Source organism: Streptomyces sp. NPDC046303 (genome assembly GCF_055588085.1).
Map to the genome: position 1 here is coordinate 60,506 of NZ_JBVJFA010000007.1, position 12,134 is coordinate 72,639.

3 protein-coding genes (1 of these 3 cut by a window edge) are annotated in these 12,134 nt (G+C 75.4%); all 3 read left to right on the top strand.

Annotation, left to right across the window (positions count from 1 at the left end; all coding sequences use genetic code 11):
- A protein-coding gene (locus tag ACZ6I1_RS09635) for an SDR family NAD(P)-dependent oxidoreductase (RefSeq protein ID WP_469285300.1) crosses the window boundary here: on the top strand, positions 1-2,907 show its end. Its footprint begins 7,626 nt before the window's first position; only the last 2,907 of its 10,533 coding nucleotides appear in the window; its start codon lies beyond the left edge, outside the window; the stop codon is at positions 2,905-2,907.
- Between the two features lie 255 nt (positions 2,908-3,162).
- Positions 3,163-6,495: a type I polyketide synthase gene (locus ACZ6I1_RS09640; RefSeq protein WP_469285039.1), complete on the top strand. Its 3,333-nt coding sequence runs from the start codon at positions 3,163-3,165 to the stop codon at positions 6,493-6,495.
- A 32-nt stretch (positions 6,496-6,527) separates the two neighbouring features.
- Entirely contained in the window at positions 6,528-12,041 is a 5,514-nt protein-coding gene (locus ACZ6I1_RS09645; RefSeq protein WP_469285041.1) for an SDR family NAD(P)-dependent oxidoreductase, read from the top strand.
- Positions 12,042-12,134 lie beyond the last annotated feature (93 nt).

The following is a 12,134-nucleotide window of genomic DNA, read 5'->3' on the forward strand; positions in this document are numbered from 1 at the left end:
GAGGCCGTGACCGTCGCGGGTCTGCGCAGGAACCGGCCCGAGGCGGAAGCGCTGGTCGCGGCTCTGGCCCGGCTGCACGTGGACGGCGTACACGTCGACTGGCAGGCCTTCTACGCCGGAACGGGCAACACCCGGCACGTCGACTTGCCGACCTATGCCTTCCAGCGCACCCGCTACTGGATGACGGCTCCGGCGGCCGCCGGCGGGACGGCGGAGACCGGGCAGGTCGGAATCGACCACCCCGTGCTGCGCTCGGCCGTGGAGCTGCCCGACGACGCCGGGACCGTACTCACCGGGCGGCTGTCCGCGAGCACGCACGCCTGGATCACCGACCACGACGTCCTGGGCAGCGTCCTCCTTCCCGGTACGGGATTCGTGGAGCTCGCCCTCCGCGCGGGCGCCCACGCGGGCTGCGACCTCCTCGAAGAGCTCACCCTCCAGGCACCGCTCATCCTTCCCGAGCGGGGCGGTATCGCCGTCCAGGTCGCGGTCGGCCCGGCGGACGGATCCGGGCGCCGGACCGTGGCCGTTCACTCGCGCCCCGACGACGCACCGGATCTGCCGTGGACCCGCCACGCCGAAGGGGTCCTGGCCCCGGCGGCAGCGGCCCCCGCGGAGGAACTCACCAGCTGGCCGCCCCCGGGAGCCGAGGAGATCCCCGTCTCCGACGCCTACCCGGACCTCGCGGCCGCCGGCTATCACTACGGGCCGGTGTTCCAGGGGCTCGCCTCCGCCTGGAGGCTCGGCGACACCCTCTACGCCGACGTGTCCCTGCCCGAGCAGGCGAGCGGGGACGCGGCCCGGTTCGGGCTCCACCCCGCACTGCTCGACGCGGCCATGCACGTCGGGCTGCTCGGCATACCGGGCCGCGAAGGCGGCGGTCAGACCCTGCTCCCCTTCGCCTGGAACGGAGTCACCCTGTACTCCGCAGGGGCCAAGGCCCTGCGGGTACGGATCACCCCCGTCGCCCAGCAGGACGGGCTCTCGCTCACCGTCGCCGACGAACACGGCCGGCCCGTGCTGTCGGTCGAGTCCCTCCTCTCCCGGCCCGTCTCGGCCGAGCAGCTGGGCGCGGGCACCGGCAACGCGCTGCTGCAGGTGGAATGGCAGCCCGCACCGAAACCCGACACGGCCGAGGTGCCCGAGGCGGTCGTCTTCGACTGCGCCGAGGTGCCGACGACCGGCGACGTACCGGCCGACGTACGGACCTACCTGCACCGGGTGTTGGCGATGGTGCAGGAGTGGCTGGCGGATGACCGCGGGAGTGCGGTGCTGGCGGTGGTCACGCGAGGCGCGGTGGACGTGGGGGAGGGCAGTGCGGTCGATGTGCGGCAGGCGCCGGTGTGGGGTCTGGTGCGTGCGGCGCAGGCGGAGAATCCGGGCCGGTTCGTATTGGTGGATTCGGATGGGTCCGTGGATGATGTGGCGGCTCTACTCGCCTTGGGTGAGCCGGAGTTGGCGATTCGTGGCGGCGGGGTGTGGGTGCCCCGGCTGGCGCGGTTGGCTGCGGATGCCGGTGGGCCGGTGTGGGGTGGTGAGGGGCCGGTTCTCGTGACGGGCGGTACGGGTGGCCTGGGTGCTCTGGTGGCCCGGCATCTGGTCGTCGAGCACGGGGTGCGCCGCCTGGTCTTGGCGGGTCGGCGGGGCGGTGATGCGCCGGGTGCCGGTGAGCTGGTGGCCGAGCTGAGCGGTCTGGGCGCGCAGGTTTCGGTCGTGGCATGTGACGTGGCGGATCGGGAGGCCTTGCGCGCGCTGCTGGCGGGTATGGAGGATCCGCTGTCGGGTGTGGTGCATGTGGCGGGTGTGGCGGACAACGGAGTGGTGGGTGCGCTGACGGCGGAGCGCATGGACGCGGTGCTGCGGCCGAAGGCGGACGCGGCGTGGCATCTGCACGAGCTGACGGCGGGCATGGACCTGTCGGCGTTCGTGATGTTCTCGTCGGCGGGTGGGCTGGTCCTGGCTGCCGGACAGGGCAACTACGCGGCGGCGAACGTCTTCCTGGACGCCCTCGCCGCACACCGGCATGCCGAGGGGCTCCCCGCGACCGCGATGGCCTACGGCCTCTGGGACGTCGGCACCGGCATGGCCGCCCATCTTGCCGACGCCGACCTGGAGCGCATGCGCCGCGCCGGCACGCCCGCCCTGTCGGAGTCGGAGGCGCTGGCCCTGTTCGACTCCGCCCTGGCGTCGGGCGCGGCGCTCACCGTCCCCCTCCGAGTGGACCCGGGCGCGCTGCGCACCCGCACCGACCAATTGCCCTCCCTGCTCCGCGGGTTGGCCCCCGCCGCACGCAAGCGCACCGCGGTGTCCTCGACCGCCACCGCCACCGCCACCGCCCTGCTGCCCGAACGCATCGCCGGGCTCGACGAGGAGGAGCGGACCCGGACCATCCTGGACGTCGTACGGGGGCACGCGGCTGCCGTCCTCGGTCATCCGTCCGGTAATGCGATCGAACCGGACCGCGCCTTCGGCGAGTTGGGCTTCGATTCGCTCGGCTCGGTGGAGCTGCGCAACCAGCTGAGCGCGGCCAGCGGACTGCGGCTGCCCGCCACGCTGATCTTCGACTACCCGAGTGCCGCCGCGGTCGCCTCCTACCTCGCGCGGCGGCTGACACCCGGCGGACCCGCCGTACCCGCCGGGTCCGCCGGGCCCGGCACAGGGCTGGAGGCCGACCTCAAGCGGCTGGAATCCCTCCTCCTGGGCGACGCCCCGCCGGCCGGGCCCACCCGGGCGCGACTGGCCGAGCGGCTCCGGGAGCTGGCAGGCCGGCTCGACGCGCCACCGATGCACGCCCAGGGGTATGCCGCGCCGGAGATCCCGGCAGGCGGCGAGGACCTGAACGCGGTCACCGCGGACGAGCTGTTCGACATCCTCGACAACGAGCTCGGCACCCCCGCGACCCCCTGACGCCCGGACGACCCACGGCGGATGCGGCACCCCGGCCGGGGTGCGTGACGGCTGCACGGCAGCCGCGCGCACCCCGGCCGAATGCGTGGGGGCGCAGTGGGCGCATTCCCCTCCCTCGGCCGGGCTCCGGCAGGGGTGGGTTAAGGGTAGGCCGCCCTTCTTGCAGCTCCGTAGCGTTCTCACCGATCAACCAGCCGACCGGGCAGGGCAGATGAGCCCACCACGGGACGGTCCGACCAGAGGGAGTAGATCTCGGTGAGCAACGAGGAGCGGCTTCTCGAGTATCTGAAGCGGGCCACGTCCGACCTGCGCGAGACCCGCCGCCGTCTCGCCGAGGCCGAGCGCCGCCCCGGACACCACGGCGATCCGATCGTGATCGTGGGGATGGGCTGCCGCTACCCGGGCGGGGTGAGCACCCCGGAGGAGCTGTGGGAGCTCGTCGCCGACGGCGTGGACGCCATCGGCGGGTTCCCTGCCGACCGGGGCTGGGATCCGGAGGTCTACGATCCGGAGCCGGGCACGCCGGGCCGGACGTACGCGCGGGAGGGCGGCTTCCTCTACGACGCGGCCGACTTCGACCCGGTGTTCTTCGGGATCAGCCCGAACGAGGCGCTGATGATGGATCCGCAGCAGCGGCTGCTGCTGGAGGTGTCCTGGGAGGCGATCGAGCGCGCCGGCATCGACCCCGCCACCCTCAAGGGCAGTGCGACCGGCGTCTTCGCGGGCGTCATGTACCACGACTACGCCCTCGGCCGGGAACCCGGGAGCACCACCGCGGGCAGCGTGGTCTCCGGCCGGATCGCCTACACCCTCGGCCTCGAGGGCCCCGCCATCAGCGTGGACACGGCCTGCTCCTCCTCCCTGGTCGCCCTCCACATGGCAGCCCAGTCGTTGCGGTCGGGAGAGTGCGACCTCGCGCTGGCCGGCGGGGTCACCGTGATGTCCACCCCCGACATGTTCGTCTACTTCAGCACCCAGCAGGGGCTGGCCCCCGACGGCCGTTCGAAGTCCTTCGCCTCCTCGGCGAACGGCGTCGCCTGCTCCGAGGGCGCGGGCGTCCTGCTGCTGGAGCGGCTGTCGGACGCGCGGCGCCACGGCCACCGCGTGCTGGCCGTCGTACGCGGCTCCGCACTGAACCAGGACGGTGCCTCCAACGGCCTGACCGCCCCCAACGGCCCCGCCCAGCAGCGGGTGATCCGCAAGGCCCTCACCGACGCCGGCCTCTCCGCGGCCGAGGTCGACGCCGTCGAGGCACACGGCACCGGCACCACCCTCGGCGACCCGATCGAGGCCCAGGCCCTCCTGGAGACCTACGGCCAGGAACGCCCCGAGGGACGTCCCCTGTACCTGGGATCCATCAAATCCAACATGGGGCACAGCCAGGCGGCGGCGGGTGTCGCGGGCGTCATCAAGATGGTGATGGCCATGCGGCACGGCGTCCTGCCGCCCACCCTGCACGTGGACGAGCCGTCGGACCAGGTGGACTGGTCGGCCGGAGCGGTGGAGCTCCTCACCGAAGCACGTCCCTGGGCGGCCTCCGGCGCGGTGCGGCGCGCCGGGGTGTCCTCGTTCGGGATCAGCGGCACCAACGCCCACGTGATCATCGAGGAGGCGCCGGAAGGCGCCCCGGAGACGGCTGTGCGGGCCGGACTCCCCGTGATCCCGTGGGTGCTGTCGGCCACGTCGCCACAGGCCCTCTCCGCCCAGGCGGAGCGGCTGCTGCACCGGATCACGGCGGAGCCCGCCGCCGATGCGGCCGACATCGGCCTCTCCCTGGCCATATCGCGCACCGCCTTCGCCCACCGCGCCGTGCTGGTGGGCGACCCCGCCGGCGGGCTCGCCGCCCTTGCGGCCGGCGAGGACCACCCCGGCGTGGTCACCGGACGGATCCGGCGCGGCGGCCGGACGGCGTTCCTGTTCACCGGACAGGGCGCCCAGCGGCTGGGCATGGGGCGGGAGCTGTACGGCAACTACCCCGCGTTCGCGGCGGCCTTCGACGCGGTGTGCGCGGAGATCGACCCGCATCTCGGCAGGCCGCTCCGGGACGTCGTGTGGGGCGAGGACGCGGACGAGCTGAACGCGACCGCGCTCACCCAGCCCGCCCTGTTCGCGCTGGAAGTGGCGCTGTTCCGGCTGGTGGAGACCTGGGGGGTCAAAGCCGACCTCGTGGCCGGCCACTCCATCGGCGAGCTCGCCGCCGCGCACGCGGCCGGGGTGCTGTCCCTGCCGGACGCGGCCCGGCTGGTCGTGGCGCGGGGCCGGCTGATGCAGGAACTCCCCGCCGGCGGCGCCATGCTCGCCGTTCAGGCGACCGAGGAAGAGGTGCTGGAACGACTCACCGAAGGCGTCGGCATCGCCGCCGTCAACGGGCCCGAGTCCGTGGTCGTCTCGGGCGCCGAGGCCGCCGTGCTCGCACTCGGCGAGCACTTCACCGCCATCGGCCGGAAGACCAGCCGCCTCGCCGTGTCCCACGCCTTCCACTCCGCCCTCATGGATCCGATGCTGGAAGAATTCCGCGCCACCGCCGATGGGTTGACGTACGGAGAGCCGCGCATCACAGCGGTCTCCACGGTGACCGGTGACCGCGCGGACGACGCATGGCAGTCACCCGCGTACTGGGTCGGCCAGGTCCGCGCGGCCGTCCGCTTCGCCGACGCCGTCCGCACGCTGGAGCAGCAGGGCGCGACCCGGTTCCTGGAGATCGGCCCCGACGGGATCCTGACCGGTCTCGCCGGCCAGAGCCTCGAAGGCGAGGAGTCCGCCCACGCGGTTCTCGTACCGGGGCTGCGCCGCAACCGTCCCGAGCCGGAGACCCTGATCACGGCCCTGGCCCAGCTGTACGCGGACGGGGCGCGGGTGGACTGGGCGGCGTACTGCGCCGGCAGCGGCGCCCGGGTCGTCGAACTGCCCACCTACCCCTTCCGGCGCGCCCGCTACTGGGTCGACGCCGCCGGTTCCACCACCCGTCCCGTCCCCGCCGCCCCGGCCGCCCACGAGGTCCCCTCGGCCGAAGAGTCCCGGGAGGCCGCCGGGGCGCTGCGGGCCGCGCTCGACGGGGTGGCCGCCGCGGAGAGCGCCCGGATCCTGCTGGCGCTGGTGCGCACGCACGTCGCGGCGGTCCTCGGGTACCCGTCCAGCACCGACGTGGACGCCGATCTCGCCTTCCGCGACATGGGATTCGACTCACTGGCCGCCGTGGAGCTGCGCAAACGGCTCACCGCGGCGAGCGGCTGCGACCTGCCCGCCACCCTCATCTTCGACTACCCGACGCCCCGGGCCGCCGCCGCCTTCCTCGGCGAGCGCATGGCGGACCAGCCCGCGGAGGGCGACCCGGCCGCCGCCGCGCTGGCCGGACTCGACCGCCTCGAGGCCCTCCTCACCGGGTTCCCCGCCGCCGGCGGTGACACCGCCGTCAACGCCGCCCGCGCGGACGCGATCACCGCCCGGCTGGAAGCCGTCGTACGCCGCTGGCGCGACACCCGGGGCGGCACCGGCGGACTGGGGCCCGCACCCGACGGCCCCGACTTCGAAACGGTCACCGACGAGGAGCTGTTCGACGTGCTCGACAGCGAATTCGGCATCTCCTAGCCAGCGATCAGCTCTAGATTGGTTGAGGTTCGATGAGCAACGACGAGAAGCTCCGGGACTATCTCAAGCGCGCCACCACCGAACTCCAGCGCACCCGGCGCCAGTTGCGGGAAGCCGAGGAACAGCGGCACGAGCCCGTCGCCATCGTCGCGATGGGCTGCCGCTTCCCGGGCGGCATCGCCTCCCCCGAGGACCTGTGGCAGCTGGTCGACTCCGGCCGGGACGCCGTCTCGCTCTTCCCGGACGGCCGCGGCTGGGACATGGACGCCCTCTACGACCCGGAGCCGGGCACGCCCGGGAAGACGTACTGCCGCGAAGGCGGATTCCTGCACGACGCGGGCGCGTTCGACGCCGACTTCTTCAAGATCAGCCCGCGCGAGGCCCGCGACACCGACCCGCAGCAGCGGCTGCTGCTGGAGGTGTCCTGGGAGGCGATCGAGCGGGCCGGCATCGACCCCACCTCGCTCAAGGGCAGCCGGACGGGTGTCTTCGCCGGTGTGGTCTACCACGACTACCCGGGCGGAGGCGGAACCGGCGGGCTGGCCAGCGTCGCCTCCGGGCGGGTGGCGTACGCGCTGGGCCTGGAGGGCCCCGCCGTCACCGTGGACACCGCCTGCTCCTCCTCCCTCGTCGCCCTCCACCTCGCCGTCCAGTCGGTACGGACCGGCGAGTGCACGCTGGCGCTCGCGGGAGGCGTGACCGTGATGGCGAGCCCGGACTCGTTCGTCGGCTTCAGCCAGGACCGGGGCCTGGCCCCCGACGGCCGCTGCAAGTCCTTCGCCGCGGCCGCCGACGGCACGACCTGGTCCGAGGGCGCGGGCATGGTCCTCGTCGAGCGGCTCTCCGAAGCCCGCCGCCTCGGCCACCCGGTCCTCGCCGTCATCCGCGGCTCGGCCATGAACTCCGACGGCGCCTCCAACGGCCTGACGGCCCCCAACGGGCCCTCGCAGCAGCGGGTCATCCAGCAGGCGCTCGCCTCCGGACGCCTGACCCCCGCCGACGTCGACGCCGTCGAGGCGCACGGCACCGGGACCACGCTCGGCGACCCCATCGAGGCGCAGGCCCTCATCGCCGCCTACGGCCGGGAGCGGCCCGCCGACCAGCCGCTGTGGCTGGGCTCGTTCAAATCGAACATCGGCCACGCCCAAGCCGCCGCCGGGATCGGCGGAGTCATCAAGATGGTGCAGGCCATGCGGGCCGGCGTACTGCCGCGCACCCTGCACGTGGACGAGCCCAGCCACAACGTCGACTGGAGCGCGGGCAGCGTACGCCTCCTGACCGAGCCGATCCCCTGGCCGGACCGCGGCCGCGCCAAGCGCGCCGGGATCTCCTCATTCGGCCTGAGCGGCACGAACGTCCACGTCATCGTGGAGGAGGCCGAAGCCGAGCCCACCGCGAACGTCCCCGCCGGGCCCACCGCGGGTGTTCCGGCTGCACACACGGCCGGGCCCGCGCCTGTGATCGGCACCGCCGACCCGGCCGCCGCCGCGGGCACGGCCGACCCCGCCGCCGCGGGCACGGCCGACCCCGCCGCCGCGGGTACCGCCGAGCCCGCTGCTGCGGGCACTGCCGGACCTGCCGCTGCGGGCACCGCCGAGCCTGCCGCTGCGGGTACCGCCGGACCTGCCGCTGCGGGCACTGCCGAGCCCGTGGCTGCGGGCACTGCCGGACCCGTCGCCGCGGGTACTGCCGAGCCCGTGGCTGCGGGCACTGCCGGACCCGCCGCTGCGGGTACCGCCGAGCCTGCCGCTGCGGGCACTGCCGGACCTGCCGCCGCGGGTACCGCCGCGCCTGCCGCTGCGGGCACGGCCGAGCCCGCCGCTGCCGGGAACACCGCCGGACCTGCCGCTGCGGGCACCGCCGGGCCCGCCGCCGGGAGCACCGCTGAGCCCGCCGCAGGTACCGCCGACCCCGCCGCCGCCGGCACCGCCGAGCCGGCCGCCGCCGGCACCGCCGAGCCGGCCGCCGCCGGCACCGCTGAGCCCGCCGCAGGCGGCACGGCTCCGCGTTTTGTGCCGGTCCTCGTCTCCGCCCGCCGCCCCGAGGCGCTGGCCGCGCAGGCCGCCCGGCTCGCCGATCACGTGGCGGCGCGGCCCGGGCAGGGGCTCGTCGACACCGGCTGGTCCCTGGCCACCACCCGGGCCGCCCTGGAGCACCGCGCCGTGGTCGTCGCCGACGCGCACGCCGAGGCCGGCCACGGCGACCTCGTACGCTCCCTGCGCGCCCTCTCCGCCGAGCCCGCCGCAGGCGCCACCGCGGCCCGCCCCGACGCGCTGAGCGCCGTCCTGTTCACCGGCCAGGGCGCCCAGCGCCTCGGCATGGGACGCGAACTGCACGCCGCGCACCCCGCGTTCGCCCGCGCCTTCGACGAGGCGGTCGCCGCCCTCGACGCGCACCTCGACACTCCGCTGCGCACGACCATGTGGGGCGAGGACCGTGCGCTCCTCGACGACACCGGCAACGCCCAGCCCGCCCTGTTCGCCTGCGAAGTGGCCCTGTACCGGCTGATCGAGTCCTGGGGCGTCCGCCCCGACTTCCTCGCCGGCCACTCCATCGGCGAACTGGCCGCCGCCCACGTCGCCGGAGTCCTCACGCTCCCCGACGCCGCCCGCCTGGTCGCCGCCCGCGGCCGGCTGATGCGGGCCCTCCCGCAGGGCGGCGCGATGGTCGCGGTCGAGGCCGCGGCGGACGAGGTGGAGCCGCTGCTCACCCCGGCCACCGGCATCGCCGCCCTCAACGGGCCGCGCGCCGTGGTCCTTTCCGGCGAGGAGGCCGACACCCTCGCCATCGCCGCGCACTTCGCGGCCCTGGGGCGCAAGACCAAGCGGCTCACCGTGTCGCACGCCTTCCACTCGCCGCTGATGGAGCCGATGCTCGACGCGTTCCGTACCGTCGCCGAGAGCATCACCTACGCGCCCGCCCGCACCCCGATCGTCTCCACGGTCACCGGTGAACTCGCGGGCGACGACGAACTGGCCTGCGCCGACTACTGGGTGCGCCACGTCCGCGCGACCGTCCGCTTCGGCGACGCCGTACGGCTGCTCGCGGCCAAGGGCGTCCACACCTTCCTGGAGCTCGGCCCCGACGCCGCCCTCACCCCGCTCGGCCCCGACTGCCTCACCGACACCGACACCGACACCGACACCGACACCGGCATCGACGCCGGCGCCGGCGAGGGGTCCGACCAGCCCGTCTTCACCGCCGTCCTGCGCCGCGGCCGCGGCGAGGAACGCGAGCTGGCCGGAGCCGTCGCCCTCGCCCACACCCGCGGCGTCCACGTCGACTGGCACGCTTACTTCACGTCCGGCGGCCACCGCCCCCACCGCGTGGACCTGCCCACCTACGCCTTCCAGCGCAAGAACTACTGGGCGCGGCAGCCCGCCGCGCAGGCACCCGCCGACGCCGCCGACCCCGGCGAGACACAGTTCTGGGACGCCGTCGAACGCGAGGACACCGCGGCACTCGCCGAGCGGCTCGGCCTCGACCCCGCCGCCCTCGCCCCCGTCCTGCCCGCGCTCACCACCTGGCGGGCCGGCCGGCGCGAAACGGCCGCCGTGGACGCGCTGCGCTACCGCGTCGCCTGGGTCCCCGTCGCCGACCCCGCGCCCGCCGCCCCGCTCGACGGAGACTGGCTCGTCGTCCACACCGCCGCCCAGCGCCCCCTCGCGTCCCTGCTGGCCGACGCGCTCACCACGCGCGGCGCCGTACCCGTCCTCCGGGAGACCGGCGGCCCGCAGCGCCCCGTACTGCCGCAGGCACTCCCGGCCGCCCCGGCCGCCCCGGCCGGCGTGCTGAGCCTGCTCGCGCTGGACGACACCCCGCACCCCGACCACCCCGCGCTCTCCCAGGGCCTCGCCGACACCGTCGCCCTGCTCGCGGAACTGGCCCGCCGGGACTCCACCGCCCCCGTCTGGTGCCTCACCCGGGGGGCCGTGGCCACGGACGACGCGGACCTGGCGGCCCGGCCCGCGCAGAGCGCCGTCTGGGGCCTCGGCGCGGCCCTGGCCCTGGAGTCCCCCGGCATCTGGGGCGGCCTCGTCGACCTCCCGGCCGACACCACGACCGACGCCGGCGACCCCGGCAACGCCGACGCCGACGCCGGCCGGATCGCGCTGCGCGTCTGCGACACCCTGTCCGGAGCCACCGGCGAGGACCAGGTCGCCGTCCGCCCCGAAGGCACGTACGCCCGCCGCATGGTGCGCCCCGCGCACCCCGACCCCGCCGGGCCGTGGCAGCCGCGCGGCACGGTCCTCGTCACCGGCGGCACCGGCGGGCTCGGCGCGCACGTCGCCCGGATGCTCGCCGCCGACGGCGCGGACCACGTCGTCCTCGTCGGCCGCCGCGGCGCCCACGCACCCGGCGCCCGCGAACTGGCCGACGAGATACGCGAGTCGGGGGTACGGGTCTCCGTGGAGGCCTGCGACATCGCCGACCGCGAAGCCGTACGCCGCCTCCTCTCCGGACTCCCCGACCTCACCGCCGTCATCCACGCGGCCGGACTGCCGCAGCGCATCGCGCCCCTGGCCGAACTGACCCTCGCCGACCTCGCCGAGGTGGCCTCCGCCAAGGTCCTCGGCGCCCGGCACCTCGACGAACTCCTCGCGGACACCCCGCTGGACGCCTTCGTCCTCTTCTCCTCCGGCGCCGCCGTGTGGGGCAGCGCCGGACAGGCCGCCTACGGCAGCGCCAACGCCTACCTCGACGGACTGGCCCACCAGCGCCGCGCCCGCGGCCTCGCCGCCACCTCCGTGGCCTGGGGATCCTGGGACGGCGGCATGGTCGATGCCGAACTGGCCGCCGTCATGCGGCGCATCGGGGCACCCGCGATGCGCCCCGACCGGGCCGTGGGCGCCCTGCGCCGCATCCTGGCGGGCGGGGCCCCGCACGCCGTGGTCGCCGCGTTCGACTGGGAGCGCTTCGCGCCCACCTACGCACTCGCCCGCCCGCGCCCGCTGCTCGACGCCCTGCCCGAGGCGCGCGCCGCCCTCGACACCGGCCCGGCAACGGGCGGCGGGGACGGCCCCGGCCTCGCCGGCGCACTGGCCGGACTGCCCGAGGCCGACCAGCGGGCGGCCCTCCTCGACCTGGTGCGCACGCACGTGGCCGCCCTGCTCGGTTACGAGGACCCGGCCGAGGTCCCCGCCGACCGCGGCTTCACCGACCTCGGCTTCGACTCCGTGGCCGCCGTCGACCTGCGGACGAGGCTGGTCGCCGCCACCGGCCGTCCCCTGCCCACCAGCATGGTCTACGACCACCCCGGTCCGGGGGCGCTCGCCGCCCACCTGTGGACCGAGCTGTGCCGGGAGGGCGGCGCCGGCGAACTGCCGGTGCTCGCCCAGCTGGACCGCCTCGAAGAGGCCGCTGCGGCCCTCGCCGCCGAGGAGATCGAGGCCACCCGCATCACCGCCCGCCTGCAGAGCCTGCTGGCCCGGCTGACCGGAATCCTCGAAGCGACGACCGGCGAGCAGGGCATCGGCGACCAGCTCGAAGCCGCCTCCGCCGCCGACGTGTTCGCCTTCATCGACAACGAACTCGGCCTCACCTGACCGGCCTCACCTGACCGGCCTCACCCGACGGCCTCACGCGACGGCCTCACGCGACCGGCCGCGCGGGCCCCGGTCCGCAGCCCGGACCGCGAC

Coding starts and splice junctions, on each gene's coding strand:
- ACZ6I1_RS09645 (WP_469285041.1), top strand. CDS start 6,528: ATGAGCAACGACGAGAAGCTCCGGGACTATCTCAAGCGCGCCACCACC.